Annotated in this window: 22 protein-coding genes; 15 read left to right on the top strand and 7 right to left on the bottom strand. The window is 67.5% G+C overall.

Going from position 1 to position 22,086, the window contains the following annotated elements; translation table 11 throughout:
- Nucleotides 1-8 precede the first annotated feature (8 nt).
- Nucleotides 9-2,693, bottom strand: coding sequence for a 2-oxoglutarate dehydrogenase E1 component (locus tag L0D17_RS01330; RefSeq protein ID WP_243093622.1), 2,685 nt, complete (start codon nt 2,691-2,693; stop codon nt 9-11).
- A gap of 85 nt (nt 2,694-2,778) precedes the next feature.
- On the opposite strand from L0D17_RS01330, the gene L0D17_RS01325 reads away from it, so the two are divergent.
- Nucleotides 2,779-3,543: an enoyl-CoA hydratase gene (locus tag L0D17_RS01325; RefSeq protein ID WP_243093621.1), complete on the top strand. Its 765-nt coding sequence runs from the start codon at nt 2,779-2,781 to the stop codon at nt 3,541-3,543.
- The gene (gene ruvA / locus L0D17_RS01320; RefSeq protein ID WP_243093620.1) at nt 3,540-4,115 is read left to right on the top strand and encodes a Holliday junction branch migration protein RuvA; all 576 of its coding nucleotides are present in this window, start codon (nt 3,540-3,542) and stop codon (nt 4,113-4,115) included. Before L0D17_RS01325 ends, ruvA begins: the two co-directional genes overlap by 4 nt.
- On the opposite strand, the gene L0D17_RS01315 is transcribed toward ruvA, so the two are convergent.
- A complete protein-coding gene (locus L0D17_RS01315) occupies nt 4,112-5,314 on the bottom strand; it encodes an ATP-binding protein (RefSeq protein ID WP_243093619.1) in 1,203 nt (400 codons plus the stop codon). The two genes, ruvA and L0D17_RS01315, sit on opposite strands and share 4 nt — an antisense overlap.
- Complete coding sequence (locus L0D17_RS01310) at nt 5,304-5,963, bottom strand: response regulator transcription factor (RefSeq protein WP_039459465.1); 660 nt, start codon at nt 5,961-5,963, stop codon at nt 5,304-5,306. Before L0D17_RS01310 ends, L0D17_RS01315 begins: the two co-directional genes overlap by 11 nt.
- Nucleotides 5,964-6,046: 83 nt before the next feature.
- Between L0D17_RS01310 and L0D17_RS01305 the strand changes: the two genes are divergently transcribed.
- From L0D17_RS01305 to L0D17_RS01295, 3 genes are read left to right on the top strand one after another with little or no spacing between them, the layout of a single operon-like run.
- The gene (locus L0D17_RS01305; protein WP_243093618.1) at nt 6,047-6,802 is read left to right on the top strand and encodes an FAD:protein FMN transferase; all 756 of its coding nucleotides are present in this window, start codon (nt 6,047-6,049) and stop codon (nt 6,800-6,802) included.
- Between the two features lie 9 nt (nt 6,803-6,811).
- Entirely contained in the window at nt 6,812-7,351 is a 540-nt protein-coding gene (locus L0D17_RS01300) for a DUF2271 domain-containing protein (protein WP_243093617.1), read from the top strand.
- On the top strand, nt 7,329-7,943 hold the full coding sequence (locus tag L0D17_RS01295; RefSeq protein ID WP_243093616.1) for a PepSY-associated TM helix domain-containing protein: 615 nt from the start codon (nt 7,329-7,331) through the stop codon (nt 7,941-7,943). The genes L0D17_RS01300 and L0D17_RS01295 overlap by 23 nt, the downstream gene beginning before the upstream one ends.
- On the opposite strand, the gene L0D17_RS01290 is transcribed toward L0D17_RS01295, so the two are convergent.
- Nucleotides 7,938-8,423, bottom strand: a complete 486-nt coding sequence (locus L0D17_RS01290) for a chlorite dismutase family protein (protein WP_243093615.1) — start codon at nt 8,421-8,423, stop codon at nt 7,938-7,940. The genes L0D17_RS01295 and L0D17_RS01290 overlap by 6 nt on opposite strands.
- Complete coding sequence (hemQ, locus tag L0D17_RS01285; RefSeq protein ID WP_243093614.1) at nt 8,424-9,176, bottom strand: hydrogen peroxide-dependent heme synthase; 753 nt, start codon at nt 9,174-9,176, stop codon at nt 8,424-8,426. It abuts the gene before it with no gap.
- Nucleotides 9,177-9,229: 53 nt separating this feature from the next.
- Here hemQ and L0D17_RS01280 point away from each other — a divergent pair, with 53 nt between their 5' ends.
- The 7 genes from L0D17_RS01280 to L0D17_RS01250 are packed head-to-tail and all read left to right on the top strand — an operon-like array spanning nt 9,230 to nt 15,198.
- Nucleotides 9,230-9,439, top strand: a complete 210-nt coding sequence (locus L0D17_RS01280; RefSeq protein ID WP_039455160.1) for a CDGSH iron-sulfur domain-containing protein — start codon at nt 9,230-9,232, stop codon at nt 9,437-9,439.
- 43 nt (nt 9,440-9,482) lie between these two features.
- The gene (locus tag L0D17_RS01275; RefSeq protein WP_243093613.1) at nt 9,483-10,442 is read left to right on the top strand and encodes an aldo/keto reductase family protein; all 960 of its coding nucleotides are present in this window, start codon (nt 9,483-9,485) and stop codon (nt 10,440-10,442) included.
- Nucleotides 10,442-11,686, top strand: coding sequence for an MFS transporter (locus L0D17_RS01270; RefSeq protein WP_243093612.1), 1,245 nt, complete (start codon nt 10,442-10,444; stop codon nt 11,684-11,686). Before L0D17_RS01275 ends, L0D17_RS01270 begins: the two co-directional genes overlap by 1 nt.
- 9 nt (nt 11,687-11,695) lie before the next feature.
- Complete coding sequence (locus L0D17_RS01265) at nt 11,696-13,045, top strand: FAD-binding oxidoreductase (RefSeq protein ID WP_243093611.1); 1,350 nt, start codon at nt 11,696-11,698, stop codon at nt 13,043-13,045.
- A 9-nt stretch (nt 13,046-13,054) separates the two neighbouring features.
- Nucleotides 13,055-13,327 (top strand): NIPSNAP family containing protein, encoded by a 273-nt coding sequence (locus tag L0D17_RS01260; RefSeq protein WP_243093610.1) that lies wholly within the window; start codon nt 13,055-13,057, stop codon nt 13,325-13,327.
- A gap of 44 nt (nt 13,328-13,371) precedes the next feature.
- Nucleotides 13,372-14,514 carry an ABC transporter permease gene (locus L0D17_RS01255; protein ID WP_243093609.1) on the top strand — a complete coding sequence of 381 codons (1,143 nt, stop codon included), beginning with the start codon at nt 13,372-13,374 and terminating at the stop codon, nt 14,512-14,514.
- Entirely contained in the window at nt 14,515-15,198 is a 684-nt protein-coding gene (locus L0D17_RS01250; protein WP_243093608.1) for an ABC transporter ATP-binding protein, read from the top strand.
- On the opposite strand, the gene L0D17_RS01245 is transcribed toward L0D17_RS01250, so the two are convergent.
- Nucleotides 15,178-15,999, bottom strand: coding sequence for a DNA adenine methylase (locus L0D17_RS01245; RefSeq protein WP_243093607.1), 822 nt, complete (start codon nt 15,997-15,999; stop codon nt 15,178-15,180). The genes L0D17_RS01250 and L0D17_RS01245 overlap by 21 nt on opposite strands.
- Nucleotides 15,996-16,406: a PD-(D/E)XK nuclease superfamily protein gene (locus tag L0D17_RS01240; protein WP_243093606.1), complete on the bottom strand. Its 411-nt coding sequence runs from the start codon at nt 16,404-16,406 to the stop codon at nt 15,996-15,998. Before L0D17_RS01240 ends, L0D17_RS01245 begins: the two co-directional genes overlap by 4 nt.
- A 70-nt stretch (nt 16,407-16,476) precedes the next feature.
- On the opposite strand from L0D17_RS01240, the gene L0D17_RS01235 reads away from it, so the two are divergent.
- The 3 genes from L0D17_RS01235 (at nt 16,477) to L0D17_RS01225 (ending at nt 22,080) form a co-directional block, all read left to right on the top strand.
- Nucleotides 16,477-17,808: an FAD-dependent oxidoreductase gene (locus L0D17_RS01235; RefSeq protein WP_243093605.1), complete on the top strand. Its 1,332-nt coding sequence runs from the start codon at nt 16,477-16,479 to the stop codon at nt 17,806-17,808.
- Nucleotides 17,809-17,915: 107 nt separating this feature from the next.
- Nucleotides 17,916-19,232, top strand: a complete 1,317-nt coding sequence (gene aceA / locus L0D17_RS01230) for an isocitrate lyase (protein WP_039455130.1) — start codon at nt 17,916-17,918, stop codon at nt 19,230-19,232.
- Nucleotides 19,233-19,317: 85 nt separating this feature from the next.
- On the top strand, nt 19,318-22,080 hold the full coding sequence (locus tag L0D17_RS01225; RefSeq protein WP_243093604.1) for a hypothetical protein: 2,763 nt from the start codon (nt 19,318-19,320) through the stop codon (nt 22,078-22,080).
- Nucleotides 22,081-22,086: the final 6 nt, after the last annotated feature.

Here is a 22,086-nt window from a genome sequence, read left to right as displayed (position 1 = left end):
TTACCTCCTCACTTGAAGGCCTCTTCCAAAAGGGCTTCCTGCTCCAGCCGGTGGACCTTGGACGAGCCCACGGCGGGGCTTGGGGACTCGGGCCGGGCCACCACGCTGAAGGGGTGGCCGAAGATCTCCCCGCAGAAGCGGGCGGAAAGGTACCACCAGGCCCCCTGGTTGACGGGTTCCTCTTGCACGTACACCACGGGGGTCTTCTTGGGGTAAGGAGCGAGGGCTTCCTTAAGCTCCTCCTCCGGGAAGGGGTAAAGAAGTTCCAGGCGAAGGATGGCCACGTCCTCCGCCCCCAGCTCCCGCCTCTTGGCCAAAAGCTCGTAGTAGACCTTGCCCGAGGTGAGGAGGACCTTCCTCGCCCCCTTCACCCGCTCGGGAATCACCTTCTGGAAGCGGCCTTGGGCGAGCTCCTCCAGGCTGGACACCACCTCGGGGTGGCGGAGGAGGCTTTTGGGGGTCATGACCACCAAGGGTTTGCGGATGGGGCGCTTCACCTGGCGGCGCAGGAGGTGGAAGAACTGGGCGGGGGTGGTGGGGTAGGCCACCTGGAGGTTGTCCTTGGCCCCAAGTTGCAAGAAGCGCTCCAGCCGGGCGGAGGAGTGCTCGGGGCCTTGGCCCTCCAGGCCGTGGGGCAGGAGGAGGACGAGGCCGGAAAGCCGCCCCCACTTGGCCTCGGCGCTGGCCAGGAACTGGTCAATGTAGACCTGGGCCACGTTGGCGAAGTCCCCGAACTGGGCCTCCCAGAGGATGAGCCCCTCGGGGTAGTCCAGGCTGTAGCCGTACTCAAAGCCCAAGACCCCGGCCTCGGAGAGGGGGGAGTTGTGGATCTCCACGGGGGCCTGACCCTCCGCCAGGTGCTCCAGGGGGATGTAGCGCTCCCCGGTGCGGTAGTCGTAAAGGGCAGCGTGGCGCTGGGTGAAGGTGCCCCTTAGGGCGTCTTGCCCCGTGAGGCGCACCCGGTGCCCTTCCGCCGCCAAGGTGGCGAAGGCCAGGGCCTCCGCCGCCGCCCAGTCCAGGGGCCGCTTTTCCTCCGCCATCTCCAGGCGGGCCTCGAGGAAGCGCTTAAGCTTGGGGTGCACCTGGAAGCCCTCGGGCAGGGTGGCGAGCCGCACCAACAGGTTGCGCAAGGCCTCCTTGGCCACCCCGGTCTCCACCTCGGGCACCAGGTGGTCCGGCCCCCCCACGTATCCCTGCCAGAGGCCGGAAAGCCCATGGGGCACCACGGGGCCGGGCTCCGCCTTCACCCGGGCGAACTCGCTTTCCAGCCGCTCCAGGTAGGCCGCCTCCAGGGCCTTGAGCTCCTCCTTCCGCACCACCCCTTCCGCCTCGAGCCTTTCGGCGTAGACCTTCCACGGCTCGGGCCTTTGGGCGATGCGGGCGTAGAGGGTGGGCTGGGTGAAGGTGGGCTCGTCCGTCTCGTTGTGCCCCCGGCGGCGGTAGCCCACCAGGTCAATGACCACGTCCTTGCCGAAGCGGCTCCGGTACTCCAGGGCCAGGCGCAGGACGAACCAGAGCTCGTCCACCGCCTCGGCGTTCACGTGGAAGACGGGGGCCCCCACCATCTTGGCGATGTCCGTGGGGTAGCGGCAGGAGGTGTACTCGGAGGGAAGGGTGGTGAAGCCCAGTTGGTTGTTGGCCACCACGTGCAGGGTCCCCCCCACCCGGTAGCCGGGAAGCTGGGAAAGGTTTAGGGTTTCCTGCACGATCCCCTCGCCGATGAAGGCGGAGTCCCCGTGGACCAGGATGGCCAGGCCCCGCCGCCGCTCCCGGTCCCCGAAGCGGTCCTGCTTGGCGCGAAGCCGCCCCAGGGTCACGGGGTTCACGAACTCCAGGTGGCTTGGGTTGAAGTTCAAGGAAACGTGGACCTTGCCGTAAGGGGTTTCCTGGTCGCTGGAGAAGCCCAGGTGGTACTTCACGTCCCCGCTGTAGCCCTCGGGGAAGATCTCCTCAAACTCGCGGAAGATGCGCTCAAAGGGCTTCCCCGCCACGTGGGCCAGGACGTTGAGCCGGCCCCGGTGGGCCATGCCCAAGACCACCTCCTTGACCCCGTGCCGGGCCGCCTCCACCACCGCCTCCTTGAGGAGGGGGATGAGGCTTTCCAAGCCCTCGGCGCTGAAGGTCTTGGCCCCCAGGTACTTCCGCTGCAAGAAGGCCTCAAAGAGGCTCGCCTGCATCAAGGCCTCCAGCATGCGGCGGCGCACCTCGGGGGAGGGGCTTTCCCAAGGAGCCTCAATGCGGGCGAGGAGCCACTCCCTTTCCTCGGGCTCCACGTGGGCCACCTCAAAGCCCACGGGGCCCAGGTAAGTGGCCTCTAGCCGCTCCAGGAGGGCCCCCAAGGTGGGGGCGCCAAAAAGGGGGGGAAGGGGCCGGGAAAGGTCTTTTTGGGACAGGCCCTGGGCCTCGAGGGTGAGGGCCTTGGGCCTAGGCCTTTCCCCGCCCAAGGGGTCTATCCGGGCCGCCAGGTGCCCGAGCTCCCGGTAGGCCTGGACCAGGCGCTCCACCTTGAGGAGGAAGCCTAGGTCCACCGCCTCCGCCACGGGGACGCTGGGGGCAGGGCGTTCTCGTCGCCCGTCCTCGAGGGTCAGGGCGGTGAAGTAGCGCCGCCACTCCTCCGGCAGGGAAAAAGGGTCCTCCAGGTACGCCCGGTAGAGGGCCTCCAGATAGCCTTGGCTTTCCAGCGTGAGCTCCATCCTGCCTCCTCAAGGGGCGGTATACCCCCTTCATCTACGCTACACCAAAAGCCGGTGTAGGTGCGCCATCCCTTACAATGGGGCCATGGTCCTAACAGAAAAGCGCGAAGGCGTCCTCCTCCTCACCCTCAACCGCCCGGAAAAGCTCAACGCCCTCACGGGCGCTCTCCTGGAGGAGCTTCACCGAACCCTAGCCGAGGCGAACCGGGACCCCGCGGTGCGGGCCGTCCTCCTCACGGGGGCGGGGCGGGCCTTCTCCGCCGGGCAGGACCTCACGGAGTTCGGCGAGGAAAAGCCCGACTACGAGGCCCACCTCCGCCGCTACAACCGCGTGGTGGAGGCCTTGAGCGGCCTGGAAAAGCCCCTGGTGGTGGCGGTGAACGGGCCGGCGGCGGGTGCGGGGATGAGCCTCGCCCTTTGGGGGGACTTACGCCTGGCCGCCGCCGGGGCCACCTTCACCACCGCCTTCGTCCGGATCGGGCTGGTGCCGGACTCGGGGATGAGCTTCCTCCTACCCCGGCTCGTGGGCCTCGCCAAGGCCCAGGAGCTCCTCTTCCTCTCCCCGCGCCTTTCCGCCGAGGACGCCTTGGCCCTGGGCCTCGTCCACCGGGTGGTGCCGGCGGAAAGGCTCATGGAGGAGGCCCTGGCCCTGGCCCGGGAACTGGCCCAAGGCCCCACCCGGGCCTACGTCCTCACGCGGAAGCTCCTCCTGGAAACCTACCGGCTTTCCTTGGAAGAGGCCTTGGGCCTCGAGGCCATACTGCAAGGGGAGGCGGGCCGCACCCTGGACCACGAGGAAGGGGTGAGGGCCTTTAGGGAAAAGCGCCCACCTCGCTTCCAAGGCCGATGATCCGCTACCTCCAGGGGAAGGTCCTCAAGAAGGAGGAGGGGGGCTTCCTCCTCCTGGTGGGCGGGGTGGGGTTTTTCGTCCAAGCCCCAGGCCCCTTCCTGGCAAGCCTGCGGGAGGGCCAGGAGGTGGCGGTCCACACCCACCTCCAGCTCAAGGAGGAGGGCCTCGCCCTCTTCGGCTTCCCCGAGGAGGAAAGCCTCGCCCTCTTTGAACTCCTCCTCTCCGTGAGCGGGGTGGGGCCCAAGGTGGCCCTCTCCCTCCTTTCCGCCCTCACCCCCAAGCTCCTGGCCCGGGCCCTAATGGAAGGGGACCTAAGGCTCCTCACCGCGGCAAGCGGCGTGGGGCGGCGGCTTGCCGAGCGCCTGGCCCTGGAGCTCAAGGGCAAGGTCCCCCCAAGCCTCCTCACCGGGGAAAAGGTGGAAAGCGAAGTGGCGGAGGAGGCGGTGTTGGCCCTGGCCGCCTTGGGCTTCAAGGAGGGGCAGGCGCGGAGCGTGGTCCTGGACCTCCTGGCCCAAAACCCCAAGGCCAAGGCGCAAGAGCTCATCAAGGAGGCCCTAAAGCGCCTGCGCTAAGCCTCGGCCAGGGGCAAGACCAGCCGGGCCACCAGGCCAGAGGGGGCGTTGGGCAGGAGTTCCAACCTCCCCCCGTGGGCTTCCGCCACCTTCTTGGCCACGGAAAGGCCAAGCCCCTCCCCGGGAGCCCTCGAGGCCCTAAAGAAGGGGCGGCCCGCCTCCTTCAAGGCTTCTTCCGGCATCCCCGGGCCCTGGTCCAGGACCGATAAGGTGGCCTCCTTCCCCGCCACCTCCAAGACCACCCGCACCCCCTTCCCTTCCCCGTGGAGGAGGGCGTTTTGCAGGAGGTTCCTCAGGGCCTGGGTCAGGAGGAGGGGATCGCCCTGGAAGGGAAGGGTCTGAGGCCCCTGGTAGGGCACGCCGAAGGCCGCCGCCTCCCTTTGGGCCAGTGCGGCCAGGTCCAGGTCCGCCCGCTCCACCCTTCCCTCCCGGGCCAGGAGCAAAAGGGCCTCCACCAGCCGCTTCATCCTTAGAAGCTCCTCCTTGGCGGCGGAAAGGGCCTCCTCCTGGGAGAGGTAGCCCCGCTCCGCCGCCTCCACCTGGGCGAGGGCGGCGGCCACCGGGGTCCTTAGCTCGTGGGCGGCGTCCCGGGTGAAGCGCCGCTCCCTTTCCCAAAAGGCCTCCAAGCGCTCCAGCATGTGGTTGAAGGCCCCGGCCAAGGCCCTAAGCTCCCCCCCGCCCTCCGGAGGCACGCGCAGGGACAGGTCCTGGGAGTCCGCCACCCTTCGCGCCACCTCCGTGAGGCGGGAAAGGGGCCTGAGGGCGGCCCCCGCCAGGCGCCCGGCAAGGAGGGCGAAGAGGAGGGTCAGCACCCCCCCCACCCCGAAAAGGGCCAGGCGGAAGCGGCTTAGGGCGAAGGCGGCCCCGGGGTCGTACCGGGCCACGCTCAAGGTTCCCCCCGGCACCTCCAGGACCAAAACCCGCCACCCCTCCCGCCAGTAGGCCCCCGGGGGTAGGTCAGCGAGCTCGGGGAAGTTGGCGCTCTGCTGCCTCGCCTCCCCCTGCACCAAGCGGAAGGCGAACTCGCCCCTAGGGGGCCTCCGCCCCTCGGCCAGGGCCTGAACGTAAAAGAGAAGGGAGCGGTCCAGGTCCGCCTCCACCAGGCGCTTAAGGGCCACGTAGCTCAAGGCCCCCTGGAAGAGGAGGGCAAGCCCGATGGCCAGGGCAAAAAAAAGGGCCAGGCGGGTCCTAAGGCTCATCCCCAAGCCGGTACCCCCCGGGCACGGTGCGCACCACCTGGGGGTGGAGCTTCTGCCTGAGGTAGTGCACGTACACCTTCACCGCCCCCACCCTCTCCCCGTCCCCGAAGACCTTCTCCGCCACCTCCTCGGGGGAGAAAACCCGCTCCGGGTGGAGGACGAAAAGCTCCAAAAGGGCAAACTCCCTTAAGGAGAGGTCCACCCGCTTTCCCCCCACATAGACCGCCCGCGCCGCCAGGTCCACCTCCAAAGCCCCAAGGCGCACCCGGCTTTCCTTGACCGCGGAGGCCCGGCGCAAGAGGGCCCGCACCCGGGCCAGGAGCTCCTCCAGGTGGAAGGGCTTCACCAGGTAGTCATCCCCACCCAGGTCCAGGCCCAAAACGCGGTCCTCCAAGGCGTCCCGGGCGGTGAGGAAGAGGATGGGCCCCTGGTAGCCCGCCTCCCGCACCTCCTGGGCGAAGCGGAAGCCCCCGTCCGGATCCTCGGGCAGGCGCACGTCCAGGATCATGAGGTCGGGTTCCCCTTCCAAAAAGGCCTCCCGGGCCGCCTCGAGGCCCTGGGCCCAGCGCACCCCGTACCCCTGGGCCGCCAGCGCCCCCGCCACCGCCCGGCCCAGGCGGGGCTCGTCCTCCAAGAGGAACACCTGCACGCTTCCAGTATGCGCCGGGCGGGTTAGCCGGGGGTTATGGCCCGCTAACGCCCGCCTAACCGCCCTACCCTACCCTTTAGGGCATGGGCCGGCACGGGGCCAGGTGGGAAGGCGTCCTGGGAAGCTTCCTGGAGGTGGAGGTGGAAGCGCCCTGGGGCCGGGGGCCAAAGGCCCTCGCGGCCGCTTTGGAGGAGGTGCGCCGCCTGGAGGGCGTCTTCAGCCGCCACCGGGAGAGCGAGCTCACCCGCCTGGTGCGCCAGGGCGGGGGAAGGCCAGGCCCGGAGCTTATGGAGGTCCTCCGCCTGGCCCTAAGCCTCCAGGAGGCCACGGGCGGGGCCTTCCACCCCGCCCCCCGCCACGGGGGTGAGGCCTTGCGCTTCCAGGGGGAAGAGGTGGCCATCCTCGCCCCCCTGGACCTGGACGGCCTGGCCAAGGGCTACATCGCCGACAAGGCGGTGGCGGCCGCCCTAAGGGCGGGGGCCCGGGCCGCCTTGGTGAACCTGGGCGGGGACCTGGCCCGGCAGGGCCCAGGGGAGGCGGAGGTCCTGGTGGAAGACCCCCTGGGTCCCGATAACGCCCCCCCCGCCTTCCGCCTCCGCCTCGGCCAAGGGGGGGTGGCCACCAGCGGGGTGCGCCACAAGGGGGCCCACCTCCTGGACCCCCGCACCCTAAGGCCCGCTCCCGGGCTCCAGGCCACGGTCCTGGCCCCTTCCGCCTGCCTGGCGGATGGCCTCACCAAGGCCCTTTTCGTCTTGGGATGGGAGGCTTTTCCAGTCCTCGCCCGCTTCCGGGCCCAAGGGGTGCTCTTCACCCCCCAAGGCCCCGTGGCCGGCCCATAGGAGGGGAGAATGCTCAAGCGCTACTACAGCCGGAGGAGCTTTTTCAGGCGGGTTTTGGGCGGGGTTTTGGCCTTAGGGATGGCCCGGGCCCAGGGGAAGCCCTGGCCCCAAGGGATGGAACTCCAGGTGAGCTTCGCCTATGAGGGCGGGGGCTTCCGCTACCGCGCCCCCTACGTGGCGGTGTACGTGGAGGACGAGCGGGGCAACCTGGTGCGCACCCTGGGCCTTTTCCTCATGCCGGGGAAAGGGGAAAGGTGGTGGAACGAGCTGAGGCGCTACTTTGCCCTGGGGGACGTGGCCCGCATGCGGGCCCTCTCCGGCCCCACCCGGCCCCCGGGGCGCTACACCCTGGCCTGGGACGGCAAGGACGAAGGGGGCCGCACCGTGGCCCAAGGGAGCTACTACGTGTGCGTGGAGTACGCCCGGGAGCACGGGCCCTACGAGCTCTTCCGCGAGAAGGTGGAAATCGGGGAAAAGCCCTTCCAAAAAACCTACGCCCTGAAGGGGGAACTCCAGGAGGTGCGCCTTGACTACGGCCGGAAGGCCTAGAGGCGGGACGAGCCCCTTGCGGGCCAGGCTTTACGCCTGGGCCCGGACCCTGCACCTTTACCTCTCCCTGGTGGCCTTTCTCTCCATCCTCTTCTTCGCCGTGACAGGCCTCACCCTGAACCACCCCGAGTGGTTCGGGGAAGGGAAGGTGGGGAAGCTCTCCGGCACCCTCCCCCATGCGCCCTACCTAGAGGGGGAGAGCGTGGACTGGCTCGCCTTGGCGGAGGACCTGAGGGCCTTGGGGCTCAGGGGACGGGTGGCGGACCGGGGGCAAAGCGGCGACCAAGCCTGGCTTTCCTTCCGCGCCCCCGGCTACGGGGCCGACGCCCAGGTGGACCTCAAGACGGGGGCCTACACCCTAACCCTCACGGAGGCGGGCCTGGTGGCGGCTCTGAACGACCTGCACAAGGGCCGGGACACCCCTTCGGGGTGGCGGTGGGTCCTGGACCTCTCCGCCCTCTTCCTGGCCCTGGTGAGCCTCACGGGGCTTCTCCTGAGCCTCCTCTTCCGCAAGACGCGGAAGGCGGCCCTCCTCACCCTCCTTTCGGGCCTCCTCCTCTTCGGGGGCCTGGCCCTTTGGGCCGCCTTATAGCTCGTCCAAGACCTCCCTGGGCGCGCGCTGCACGCCCAGGTACCCCCCTTCCTTCAGGATGAGGGGGAAAAGGGCCTCCAAAGGCCCCTCCAGGGCCAAAAGGGTCTCCCCGCGCAAGGCCCTTAGCCCCTCGGGGATGGGGGCCTCGAGGCCATAGGGGAAAAGGGCCAAGGCCCCTTCCCCCGGCGTCCCCTCCCCTCGGTCCAGGTGGAGGGCCACGGGCTCCAAAAAGCCCAGGAAGCGGGTGCGGTTCGCCTCGCGGCGGAAGGCCTGGAGGGCCTTTGGGCTTTCCACCCCCTGCCAAAGAAGGAGGTCCGCCTCCCCGGAAAACCCCACCAGGCTGTACACGGCCAAGAACCCTTCCCGCCCCTGCCAGCGAGCGAGGAACTGGGCGAAGTCCTCCTTCAGGTGCTCCTGCTGCTCCGCCTCGAGGCGGCGGAACTCGGGGAGGAGGCGGAAGAGGGCGAAGCTAAAAATCATCTAGCCCACCTCCAGGAAGCCGGCCAAACCCTCCTCGGAAAGGTACTTGCCCACGTAGAAGGGTCCAAACTCGCCAAAGCGGGCGGAAACCTCGTCAAAGCGCATCTCGTAGACGATCTTCTTGAACTGGATGGGGTCCTCGCTGAAGAGGTCCACCCCCCACTCCCAGTCGTCCAGGCCCTGGGCCCCGCTGATGACCTGCATCACCTTCCCCTGGTACTTCCTCCCCGTCTCCCCGTGGGCCTTCATGAGGAGGGCCCTCTCCTTTGCGGGGAGCAGGTACCAGTTGTCCTGCCCCTGGCGGCGCTTGTTCATGGGGTAGAAGCAGACGTAGCCCCCCTTGGGCACCCGGGGGGTGAGGCGGGGCTTCACGTAGGGGGCCTCGGGGTCCAGGGGGCCCGTCTGGCTTCCCAGCTCCACCACGGAGTAAAAGCCGTAGGCGGGGCGGAGGTAGCGGGCGAAGCGGCTCTTGTTGAGGCGCTCCTCCACGGCCAAAAGGGCGTCTAGGCTTTCCCTGAGGTTGAGGAAAAGGAGGTCGGCCTTCTGGGTCACCACCTGATAGACGCCAAAGGAGCCCTCTCCCTTGGCCTCCGCCTCCTGCCACTCGGCCAGTATGGCCCGTAGCTCCTCCCAGGCGGCGCGCCGCTCCTCCTCGGGGGCAGCGAGCCAGGCCCCAAAGTCCAGGCGGCGGAAATCGTGGAGGACGTGCCAGCCCTCGAGGGTAAAGGTGGGCTCGGGTGCGTGGCCTTCCATGCTTCTCACTATACCCGTCCCAGACTGGGCCAAACCTTGGGTAGCATGGAAGCATGCGGCTCGTGTTCCTGGAAAACGGCCCCATCCGCCTGGAAGGCGCCCGCTTTGTCCTGCGCCTGGGGGAGAAGGAAGAGGTCCTGGAGAAGCCCCGGGTCTTCCTCTGCCGCTGCGGGGGCTCGGCCAACAAGCCCTTCTGCGACGGTACCCACAAGAGGATCGGCTTCCAGGCGGAAGCCGGGGTGCTGGAGGTGGAAGGGGACTGACCCGCTGGTCAATTGCCGGGGCAAGGGGTAGACTCCTCTTGCCATGGGTGAGATGCGCTACCGGAAACTCGGCAAGTGGGGCCTGAAGGTCTCCGAGATCTCCTTGGGGGCCTGGGTGACCTTTGGGGACGTGGTCAAGGACAAGGAGACGGTCCGGGAGATCGTGAAGATCGCCTACGAAGGCGGGGTGAACTTCTTTGACAACGCCGACGTTTACGCCCGGGGCCTGGCGGAGGAGATCATGGGGGAGGTGCTTAAGGAGTTCCCCCGGCACACCCTGGTCCTCTCCACCAAGGCCTACTGGCCCATGTCCGAAGACCCCAACGACCGGGGCCTGAGCCGCAAGCACCTTCTGGAGAGCGTCACCAAAAGCCTGAAGCGGCTCAAGACCGACTACGTGGACCTCTTCTTCGCCCACCGCTACGACCCCGAGGTGCCCATGGAGGAAATCGTCTACGCCATGCACACCATCGTGGAGAAGGGCTACGCCCTCTACTGGGGCACCTCGGAGTGGCCCGCCCCCCGCATCGCCGAGGCGGTGGCCTTCGCCAAGGCGAACGGCCTCCACCCCCCCATCGTGGAGCAGCCCCAGTACTCCATGCTCTACCGGGAACGGGTGGAAAACGAGATCCTCCCCGAGGCGGAGCGGTTCGGCCTGGGGCTTGTGGTGTGGAGCCCCTTGGCCCAGGGGATGCTCACGGGCAAGTACGACGAGGGGATCCCCGAAGACAGCCGCTTCGCCCGCTACGACCAGTTCCGGGCCCGCTACCTCACGGAGGAAAACCGCAAGAAGGTGCTGAAGCTCAAGGAGGTGGCGGAGGAGCTGGGCCTCACCCGCACCCAGCTGGCCCTGGCCTGGGTCCTCAGGCTTCCCGGGATCAGCAGCGCCATCACCGGGGCCACGCGGCCCGAGCAAATCCGGGAGAGCCTGGGCGCGGCCGGGGTGGACCTGCCCAAGGAAGCCCTGGAGAAGATTGAAGCCATCCTAAGGGACGAGGTTTAGTGGCGGGCTTCGCCGCCTTCCGCCTGCTCTGGGCGGGCCAGGCTTTGGCCCTGATGGGCCGGGAGATGACCTGGTTCGCCCTCACCCTTTTCGCCTACCAGAAGACGGGCCTGGCCACCGCCCTTTCCCTTTTGGGGTTTTTCCACTTCCTGCCCCTCATCCTCCTCTCCCCTTTGGCGGGGGCCTTGGTGGACCGGTATCCCCGGAAGTGGGCCATGCTGGCCTCGGACCTGGCGGGAGGGGTGGCCACGGGAGTCCTCCTGCTCCTCTTCCTCGTGGGGCGCCTCGAGGTCTGGCACCTCTACCTGGTGTCCGCCTTCACCGGGGCGCTTTCCAGCCTGCACTGGCCCGCCCTTTCCGCCGCCCTTTCCGCCATGTTGGACAAGAAGGACTACGCCCGGGCCAGCGGCATGATGAGCCTGGCGGAGTCCCTGGCCGGGGTGGGGGCCCCGGTCCTGGCGGCGGCCCTCCTCAAGCCCGTGGGTCTGGCGGGCATCTTCGCCCTGGACCTGTTGGGGGGCCTGGCGGCGGTGGCGACCCTTCTTCGGGTGCCCATCCCCAACCCCGGCCTCGAGGCGAAGGAGAAGACCTCCTTCCTGGAAGAAGCCCTTTTCGGCTTCCGCTTCATCTGGCAAAGGCCCTCCCTCCTGGGCCTTCAGCTCATGTTCTTCGGCGTCAACTTCCTCACCACCCTGGCGGCCACGGTGATGCCCGCCATGGTCCTGGCCAAGACGGGGCTTTCCGAAAGCGCCTTGGCCCTGGTGCGCTCCGCCTCGGGCTTGGGCGGGGTGGCGGGGGGGCTTTTCCTCTCGGTGTGGGGCGGCCCCAAGCGGCGCGTCCACGGGGTCTTCTTGGGCATGGCCCTGTCCAGCCTGGCCCTGGCCCTCATGGGGGTGGTGGAAGGGCCCACGGCGTGGGCGTTTTTGGCCTTCATGGAGGCATTTTTCATCCCCCTCCTAAACGGCTCCAACCAGGCCATCTGGCAAGCCAAGGTGCCCCTGGCGGTCCAGGGCAAGGTCTTCGCCGCCCGGCGCATGATCGCCTGGCTCGCCACCCCCTTGGCCATGCTCCTTTCCGGCCCCCTGGCCGACCGGGTCTTCGGGCCCCGCCTGGGGCAGGGGGAGGGGATCGCCCTCATGCTCCTCCTCTTCGGGGGCCTGGGGGTGCTTTGGGGGCTTTCCGGCTACCTCCTCCCCAAGGTGCGGGGGGTGGAAACCCTCCTCCCCGACGCCAAGACGGACTAAACTTTCCCCATGGACAAGGTGGAAGCCCTGAAAAGCCTCCTGCCCGGGAAGGTGGAAACCTCCCTTGCGGAAAGGCGGCGCCACGGCAAGGACGAGGGCTACCCCGAGGAAGGGGAGGTCCTGGCCGTGGTCTACCCGGAAGGGGTGGAGGACGTGCAAAGGGCCCTCGCCTGGGCCCGGGAGCACCATGTGGCCGTCATCCCCTTCGGGGCGGGGACGAGCCTGGAGGGGGCCCTCCTGCCCTTGGGGGAGGCCATCAGCCTGGACATGTCCCGCATGAACCGGATACTTCAGGTCCGCCCCGAGGACTTCCTCTGCGTGGTGGAACCCGGCCTCACCCGCAAGGCGCTCAACGAGGCCCTCAAGGGCACGGGCCTCTTCTTCCCCGTGGACCCCGGGGCCGACGCCACCTTGGGGGGCATGGCCGCCACCAACGCCAGCGGCACCACCACGGTGCGCTACGGGGGCATGCGGCAAAACGTCCTGGCCCTGCAGGTGGTCCTGGCAAGCGGCGAGGTCCTGGAGCTCGGGCGGGGGGTGCGCAAGACCTCCGCGGGCTACGACCTCAAGGACCTTTTCCTCGGCTCGGAGGGGACCTTAGGGGTCATCACCCGCCTAACCCTCCGCCTCCACCCCCTGCCGGAGCACGTGCACACCTTAAGGGTCTTCTTCCCCGGGGTGGAGGAGGCGGCGGAGGCGAGCTACCGGGTGATGGCCGCGGGGCTTCCCGTGGCCCGCCTGGAACTTCTGGACGAACTCGCCCTGAAGGCCCTCAACCGCCACCTGGGGTCGGGCTTCCCCGAGCGCCCCGCCCTCTTCCTGGAGTTCCACTCCTCCACCCGGGAGGCCCTGGAAGCGGAAAGCGCCTTGGCCCTGGAGCTCATGCGGGAGGCGGGGGCCATGGCGGTGGAGGCGGCCAAGACGGAGGAGGAGCGCAAGAAGCAGTGGGAGGCCCGGCACCAAGCCTACTGGGCCTTGGTCCACCTGTTTCCCGGCCACCGCTTCATGATCACGGACACCGCCGTGCCGCTTTCCCGCCTCCCCGAGGCGGTGCGCTACGCCCAAGGGCTTTTGAGGGAGATGGGCCTCACCGGGAACATCCTGGGCCACGTGGGAGACGGCAACTTCCACACCTTGGTCCCCGTCTTGCCCGGGGAGTACCAAAAGGCGGAGGCCTACGCGGAAAAACTGGTAAAAAAGGCCCTGGAACTCGGGGGCACCTGCACCGCGGAGCACGGGGTGGGCCTGCGGAAGAAAAAGTACCTTCCCCTGGAGCACGGCCCCGCCCTGGACTGGATGCGGCGGCTAAAGGCCCTTCTGGACCCCGAGGGCCTTCTGAACCCGGGCAAGGTGGTTTAGACTTCCGCTATGGTCCAGATGCGCCGCTACCGCCTGAAGGAGGGGGCCAAGGAGGAGTTCCAAAAGGTCTTTCTGGAAACCATCGTCCCCTTGCGAAAGGCCCTGGGCTTTGAGATCCTCGGGGCCTACTGGCTTTCCGACCGGGACTTCCTCTGGTTCGTGGCCCACGAGGACTTCGCCCGGGCGGAGGAGGCCTACTACAACCACCCGGAAAGGCAAAAGGTGAACCCCCGGGCCTTCCTGGAAGAGGTGGAAACCCAGTTTGTGGAGCGCCTCCTGTAGCCCCCGCCACCCCCCTTCCGCCTCCTTTGGGTAGGCTTAGGGGGATGGAGGTCTTCTACCTGGTCCTGCGCAACCTCCTGGCCCGGCCCGTGCGGAGCCTCCTCACCCTCCTCGGAGTCCTCATCGCCACCGCCAGCATGGTCCTTTTCCTTTCCTTTGGGGAGGGGCTTCGGCGCGCCCTATTCCAGGAGCTCTCCCGGGTGGGCCCCGCCATCCAGGTGGTGCCCGAAGGGAGCGAGGGCCTGGCCTTCAGCGCCTACCCGGAGATCACCCCCGCCCAGGTGGAAGCCCTCAAGCGGGCCGCCGAAGCCCTGGGGGCGCAGGCGGTGATTCCCACCCTCTTCCTGGCCCGGGGCGGCCTTGACCCGCAAAATAGCTTTTTCTTCCAAGGGCTTCCCCCAGGGGTGAGCCCGGACCTCCTCTACCCCGGGCTTCGGGCTAAGGAAGGCCGCCTCCTTCCCTCGGAGGGCGGGGCGGTGGTGGGGGCCAAGCTGGCGGAGCGGGCTGGGCTGGCGGTGGGAAGCCCCTTGCGCCTTTCCCCCCAGGTGACCCTGAAGGTGGAGGGAATCCTGGAGGAGAGCGGGGGCCTCGCCGACAACCTCATCTTCGCCCCCCTCAAGGCCCTGCAAAGGGTTTTGGGCACGGAAAACGTTGGCGCCGTCCTGGTGGCCCTAAGCCCCGACAAGAAGGCGGAGGAGGCGGCCCGGGCCCTGGAAAGGGCGGTTCCCGGCCTCAAGGCCCAGACCACGGGGGAGGTGATGCGCTTCGCCGAGCGGGCCCTCAGGATCAGCGACCTGGTGCGCTTCGGCATCAGCCTGGTGGCCCTGGCGGTGGGCGGCCTCCTGGTGGCCAACACGGTGATGATGTCCGTCTACGAACGCACGCGGGAATTCGGGGTCATGCGGGCCTTGGGGGCTAAACGGGGCTTCATCTTCCGCCTCGTGGTGCTGGAAGCCCTCTTCCTCGCCCTCCTGGGCGGGGTGGGCGGGCTCGCCCTGGGGGGTGTGGCATCCCAGGCCATTAACCTCTACACCCAAAGCGAGGTGGGCCTGGCCCTCTCCGCGGTGACGCCCAGGCTTTCCCTCTTCGCCCTCCTGGTGGCCTTGAGCCTGGGGCTTTTGGCCGGGCTCCTTCCCGCCCACCACGCGAGCCGCATCCCCGTGGTGGAAGCCTTGGGGAGGGTCTAGATGCTCCGGGCCGAGAACCTGACCAAGCGCTACCGGCAAGGGGAGAAGGAAGTGGTGGCCCTCGAGGGCTTCACCTACACCTTCCCCCGAGGGGCCACCGCCATCGTGGGGCCTTCGGGAAGCGGCAAGACCACCCTCCTAAACCTCCTCGCCGGGCTGGACCTGCCCACGGAGGGCGGGGTCTACCTGGGGGAAATCCCCCTCCACCGCCTTTCCGAGGACGAGCGGTCGGAGGCGCGCCTAAAGCACATGGGCTTCGTCTTCCAGCAGTGGAACCTCATCCCCACCCTCACCGCCTGGGAAAACGTGGCCTTCCCCCTCCTCCTTGCGGGCTGGCCCCCCGCCAAAAGGCGCGCCCGGGCCCTGGCGCTTTTGGAAGGGGTGGGGCTTTCCCAGAGGGCCCACCACCTCCCGAACCGCCTTTCCGGCGGGGAGCAACAACGGGTGGCCCTGGCCCGGGCCCTGGCCCTGGACCCCCCCATCCTCTTCGCCGACGAACCCACGGGCAACCTGGATGCCGAGTCCAAGGAGCAGGTGGCGGCCCTTCTCTTCCAGGCGGGAAAGGAGCGCACCCTCATCCTGGTGACCCACGATCTGGAGCTGGCCGCCCGGGCGGAACGCGCCCTATACCTCAAAGGAGGAAGCTTGGTAAGGGAAGAGGTTCTAAAGGTTACGCACAGCTAAGACCTCCAAGGCTTTTTGCCTGTCGCCATTGCAACTGATGCGCCTAGGTGCTGGAAGAAGGTGCAACTCATAACCCAGCTCTCTGTAAAGCCTCAGTATCCGTTCCGTCGCTTGGTTAGAGATCACAACCGGACCTGGATGTTGAGCGAGAAGCTTTGCGAGGTCTACCTGATCCCGCCAACCAAATCCTTCGGGACTATATTTTGTAAACTCAACGTCGTAGGGTGGATCGGCATAGACAAAGTCGTCTGTTTGGAGCGGTACATGGCGGAAATCTAGTGAAGAAAACTCCCATTTTTGGAAGATTTCTTGGTAATCAGCAAATCTTCTCTGATAGTTAACCTTTTTATACTTACCAAAGGGGACATTAAACTCTCCCTTTTGGTTGAAGCGACAAAGGCCATTGTACCCGGTGCGATTCAAGTAGTAGAAGAGTTCAGCTGCTTCTTTGGTTTGCCACAAACCTTGTTGGATCAAGTCATTAAATCGCCTACGATAGGCGTAATATACCTCCCTGTCGTAGACGAGCGGGATGGTTATTTCCAACCCCTTCTGAATCCACTTGTAGAAGTTAATCAAATGAGGATTGATGTCGTTAAGCAGAGCCTTATCCGGTTTCAGTCCTAAAGGAAGAGCTAACCCCCCAGCAAAAAGATCTACCCAACGGCGGCGACGATGCGGCTCATAAAGGGACGAAAGGTAGGGAACAAGCCAGCGCTTACCCCCGGCCCACTTGAGGGGTGGGGACAAGGACCTTTGGTCTGAAGAAGCCTCTGGAAGATCAAGCAAAGGTTGGATCATTGGCCGAAAAACTCCCTTAACCAGACCTCAAGAAAAGCCTCGTGGACAAAACCTTCTGTCAAAGCCCATCGGCGCATCTTTGAGCCAAACCCCTTGCCTCCTAACACCACGACTGAGTGAACCCCCAACAGACGATCCCGCCTTGCCTCTTCTGCGGCGCGAAAGATTTTGTCCTCGGCTGTGCCCCGACTCGCTTGCCACTTACACTCCAGGAAAAGATAAGGTTGAAACTTGCCTTCTTCTGAAAGAACCAACACAGCTACATCTACTTTGCGACCCTGCTCCCGAATCGCGCTCCCATGGGGCGAGGGATACTCTATTTCCACACGGTACCGCTGGCTAAGCCCCATTTCACGAATAACTTTTTCAACCAACCCTTTGACTCGATCGCGAAAGCGATTCCCCATGGCCTTACCTCATCTTAAGTCTATTAGCCTGGGACACTTAGCCCAACCTCCTTGTGGCAAAATACCCCCCATGGGCAAGCGCATGGTGGTGGTGGGCGGGGTAGCGGGGGGTGCCTCCGCCGCCGCCAAGGCCAAGCGGGAAAACCCCGAGCTGGAGGTGGTGGTTTACGAGAAGTCGGGATGGGTCTCCTACGGGGCCTGCGGCCTGCCGTACGTGCTTTCAGGGGAGATCCCAAGCCTCGCCAAGCTCGTGGCCCGCACCCCGGAGGAGTTCCGCAAACAGGGGGTCCTCGTCCACACCCGCCACGAGGTGGTGGACATAAACCCCCACGAGCGGGTCCTCACGGTGTTTGACCACCGGGAGGGGCGCACCTTCCAGGACCGCTACGATTACCTGGTCCTGGCCACGGGGGCGAGGCCCGCCATCCCCCCCATTCCGGGCACGGAGCAGGCGGGGGTCTACACCCTTAGGAGCATGGAGGACGGGGAAAGGCTCCTGAAGGCCCTGGAAGGGGCCCGGCGGGCCGCCATCCTGGGAGGGGGGTACATCGGGCTCGAGGTGGCGGAGGCCTTCCGCAAGCGGGGCCTCGAGGTCACCCTCCTGGAGGCCAAGGAGCGCCCCCTGCCCCACTGGGACGAGGAGGTGGGAACCCTCCTCAAGGGGGAGCTGGAGCGCCACGGGGTGGAGGTCTGGACCGGGGTGCGGGTCCTGGCCATAGGGGGCGCAGGCCGGGTGGAGGCGGTGGAAACCTCGGAAGGGGTGGTGCCGGCGGATCTGGTCCTGGTGGCCACGGGGGTGCGGCCCAACACCGAACTGGCCCAGGCCATGGGGGTGGCCTTGGGCCCCACGGGGGCCATCGCCACCGACCAGGAGATGCGCACCAACCTGGAAGGGGTCTTCGCCGCCGGGGACGTGGCGGAAAGCTTCCACCGGGTGCTTGGGCGCCCCTACTGGCTTCCCCTGGGGGACGTGGCCAACAAGCACGGCCGCACGGCGGGAAGCGTCATCGCCGGCAAGGAGGCCCTCTTCCACGGGGTGGTGGGCACGGCCATCTTCAAGGCCTTCGGCCTGGCGGTGGCCACCACCGGGCTCCCCCTAGAGGCCGCCCTCAAGGAGGGGTACCGGGCCAAGAAAGTCTTCATCCAAAGCCGGGACGGGGCCCACTACTACCCGGGAAGCGCCCCCCTATGGGTGGAGTTGGTGTACGAGGAGGGCACAGGAAGGCTCTTGGGGGGAGCGGTGGTGGCCCACGGCCACGGGGCGCTCCGGGTGGACGTCCTGGCCGCCCTTCTCCACCGAGGGGGCACCCTGGAGGACCTCTTGGCCCTGGACCTGGCCTACGCCCCTCCCTATAGCCCCGTCTGGGACCCCCTCCTCATCGCCGCCCAGCAGGCCCGCTAGCGGTGTAGAAAATTCCCGTTCACACCAAAGGCCCGTGTGGGCCTTCGGACCTTACACACTACACCAAACTGCTTCCAGACTCCAGACTGGTCCTCGGAGGTGGAAGCGTGGAACCCCTCAGCATGCTGACCCCGGAAATGCGGGAAGAGGCGGAGGCCCTCAGGCGGGAGTGGGAAACGAACCCCCGGTGGAAGGGCGTGAAGCGGGATTACCGGCCCGAGGACGTGGTGCGCCTCAGGCCCAGTATCCCCATAGAGTACACCCTGGCCAAACGGGGGGCGGAGAAGCTCTGGCGGCTCCTCCACGAGCGCCCCTACGTCCACACCTTCGGGGCCTACACCGGAGCCATGGCGGTGCAGATGGTGCGGGCGGGCCTCGAGGCCATTTACCTCTCCGGCTGGCAGGTGGCGGCGGACGCCAACCTGGCCTGGCAAACCTACCCCGACCAGTCCCTCTACCCCTATAACTCCGTGCCCCAGATCGTGAAGCGCATCAACAACGCCCTCATGCGGGCCGACCAGATTGAGCGCTCCGAAGGCAAGGTGACCAGGGACTGGTACGTGCCCATCGTGGCCGACGCCGAGGCGGGCTTCGGCGGGGCGCTCAACGTCTTTGAGCTCACCAAGGCCATGATTGAGGCGGGAGCCGCCGGCATCCACTACGAGGACCAGCTGGCCTCGGAGAAGAAGTGCGGCCACCTGGGGGGCAAGGTCCTGGTGCCCACCTCCCAGCACATCCGCACCCTGCAGGCGGCGCGCTTGGCGGCGGACGTTATGGGGGTGCCCACGGTGATCATCGCCCGCACCGACGCCGAGGCCGCCACCCTCATCACCAGCGACATTGACGAGCGCGACCGCCCCTTCATCCTCAAGGATGAGCGCACCCCCGAGGGCTTCTACCGAGTGAAGAACGGGATTGAAGCGGGCATCGCCCGGGCGTTGGCCTACGCCCCTTACGCCGACGTCATCTGGATGGAGACCTCCAAGCCCGACCTCGAGGAGGCCCGCAAGTTCGCCGAGGCGGTGAAGCGGGAGTTCCCGGACAAGCTCCTCGCCTACAACCTCTCTCCTTCCTTCAACTGGAAGAAGTTCCTGGACGACGAGACCATCGCCAAGTTCAACCGGGAGCTGGGGGAGATGGGCTACAAGTTCCAGTTCATCACCCTGGCGGGCTGGCACACCCTGAACTACTACACCTGGGAGCTGGCCAAGGGGTACAAGGCCCGGGGTATGCCCGCCTTCGTGGAGCTCCAGCAGAAGGAGTTCCTGGCCCAGGCCCAGGGCTTCACCGCCGTGAAGCACCAGCGGGAGGTGGGGGCGGGCTACTTTGACGAGGTGGTCCTGGCCCTGACCCAAGGGCAGGCCTCCACCCTGGCCCTGAAGGGCTCCACCGAGGAGGCTCAGTTCAACGAGCCCGTCCACTAAGGAAACCCCTTCCCGGCCGCCCCCTGGGTGGGGCGGCTTTTGCTTGTAAAAAACGCCAACACCAAGTTAGGATGGTGTAAGTACTATGGCCGAAGCACCTACACCCTGGCTCCGCTACCTGGAGGAGCTAAGGCCCCACCTCCGGGGCCGGGACCACCGGGGTAAGCGGGGTTCCTTGCGCTGGCTCGAGGCCCTCATGACCGAGCGGGGAGGCCGGGCCGGCACCGTGCGCAACATCCTCTACAAGGACCTGGGAAGCCCCGAGGAGAAGGAGCGCCTTTACGAGGTCATCGCCGACCTCTACCGGGAGGCGGGCCTCACCCCTCCACCCCCGCCAGCGGAGCTTTTCTTGGAAAGCGCCCGCAAGGCCTTGGGCCGGGACAAGCGCCGCATCTTCCGCCGCTTCCTCAAGGAGCTGGAGGCGGGGGGTCGGCCCCAGATGGTGGTGGTGGGGGGTCCGGCCACGGGGAAAGGCGTCCTCCTTTCCGCCCTGGCCCGGGCCCTTTCCGCCCTGCCGGGGCGGGAGCCCGTGCTCCTCAACCTGGGGGGGGAGCTGGCCCAGGCCCTGGTGCCCTTGGCGGAAACCCTGGGGGTGGGGGAGGAGGCGCGGGGGCTTTTGGCCCAGCTTTCCCCCACCCAGCCCTACATCCTGCAAGGGGCCCTGGCGCAAGAGGTCCTGACCCTTTTGGCCCGGGCCCTGAACGGGCGGGGCCGCCCCCTCTTGCTTCGGGCCGAGGCGGAGGGAACCCTAGAGGGCCTCCCCTTGCGGGGGCCGGACGGGAGCAAACGGAGCCTAGCGGCCTGGCTTGAACCCTTCCTAAAGGCCCTGCAGGTGCCTTACCTGGCCGCCCTTTCCGAGCCACCCCCCACCCTTCCCTACCAACCCCTCTCCCCGCCGAGCCGGGAAGAGGCGAGGCGTTTCGTGCGGGAGAGGCTTCCCCACCTGCCCCCCGAGCGCCTCGAGGCCCTGGTGAACCAGGCGGGCCGCAACTTCGGGGAGCTTTCCCGCCTCGTCCTCCTGGAGGCGGCCAAGCACGACCCCAAGACCCCCCTCCAGGACGACCCCACCCTACGCCCCCTCCTCCAGGCCCTCGCCGCCTTTAGCCCCGAGGCCGACCCCGCCTTTCCCTTGGAGCTTCTGGAAAAGGCCCTGGGCCGCCCCCTGGAAAAGCTTTCCCAGGCGGAGCGGGCCCTTCTGGACTGGGTGGGGGAAGGCTTGGTGCGCCCCTCGTTGCGCACCTTCCTCCCCGAGGAGGCTCCCCAGGAGCTCCACCGCCTGGCCCTGGCGTACTTCCCCAAGGAAAACCTCTTCCGCAAGCTCTACCACGCCCACAAAGCGGGGGAGCGGAAAATACTTCTTGAACTCTTACAAGAAGACCCCGCCCGCCTGGCCCTCCTCCCGGGCCTTTGGCCGGAGGCCCAGACCTGGCCCAAGGAGGACCTAAAAACCCTGGCAGCGGTGGTGGTGCGCTACCGGGCGGTCCTGGGCCAGTACGCCCACCCGGAGGCGGAAGAGGCCCTAAAGGTCCTCTCCCAGGCGGAAGACCCCTCTTTGCGCACCTGGGCCCGCATCAAGGGGGCGGAGGCCAAGGCGGACGCCGCCCTTTATCGGGAGGCGGAGGACCTTCTCCCCCCCAAGGAGGACCTCCTCCACCTGGACGAGACCGCCCAGGCGGAAGGCCTTTTGGTCATGGCGGCGGTGGAGCGCTGGAAGGGGGATTACGAGAAGGCGGCCAAGCTGGTGCAGGAGGCGGAAGCCCTGCCCGTGGCCCCCTTCCTGCGGGACCGGGTGCAGCTTTGGCGGGGCCTGGTGGCCAAGGACCTGGGCCGCTACGAGGAGGCCCTGGCCGCCTTGGCCCAGGTGGGGCACGATCCCCTGCTTCTAGGCCGGGCCCGCTACCAGATGGGGGACCTCCTCATGCGCCTAGGCCGCTTGGAGGCGGAAACCCGCATGGCGGAGGGCCTAAGGTTTTTGGAGGAAGCCGGGGCCCCCAAGGACGAGGTGGCCCGGGTCCGGGCCCGCTACGCCACCCTTCTTCGGCGCCTCGGCCGCTACGGCGAAGCGGAGGCCGCCATCCAAAAGGCCCTGGCCGAGGCGGAAGACCCCTTCACCCGGGCCCGGGTGGAAAGCGAGGCGGGGATCCTCGAGGCCGCCCGAGGCCGGGCCTTTGAGGCCTTGGGCTACCTCCGGCGGGCCGAGGCCTACTTCCGCACCACCCCCGAGCGCCCCAAGGAGGCCCGCTACCGCCACCTGCGCACCCTTTTCCGCTTGGGGGCCGCCTACCTCCTCCTGGAGGCGGGCCAGCCCTACCGGGCCCCGTTCCTGGGAGGGCTTTCCGCCCCCACCGCCTTTCGCCTCCTCCGGGACCTCCTTCGGGAAATCCCCGAAGAGGCCACGGACCGCTACACCGCCTTGCGCCTGGATACGGCAAGCCTCCTCGCCCTCCTCCTCCCCCCGGAGGAAGGCCGAGCCCTGCTCAAACCCCTCCTGGGCCTGGAGAACCCCTACCTAAGGGCCCAGGCCCGCCTGGGCTACGCCGAGGCCTTGGCCCGGGAAAGGAGCTTCGGCGAGGCCCTGGCCCAGATCGTGGCCCTCCCCCCCTTGGAAGACCCCGGCCTTTTGGCCCAGGCCCGGGCGGTGGAGGTGCTCTCCCTTTTGGGGCTTGGGGAACGGGAGGCCGCCTGGCACAAGCTCTCCGAGGCCCGCCAAGGAAGCCTGCCCGAACCCTTCCGCTTCCAACTTGGCCGCGCCCTGGGCCGCTTCTGCCCAGAGCTGGAGGCCCGCCTCGCTCCCGGCCCCTTGGCCCTCCCCGAGGCCTTGGGCTTCCACCTGGCAAATCCCGACTAAACCACT

It is taken from the genome of Thermus thalpophilus, from assembly GCF_022760915.1.
In the GTDB taxonomy this organism is placed as follows: domain Bacteria; phylum Deinococcota; class Deinococci; order Deinococcales; family Thermaceae; genus Thermus; species Thermus thalpophilus.
The sequence above is the reverse complement of the archived record's forward strand: the minus strand, read 5'-3'. Positions and strand labels throughout refer to the sequence as shown.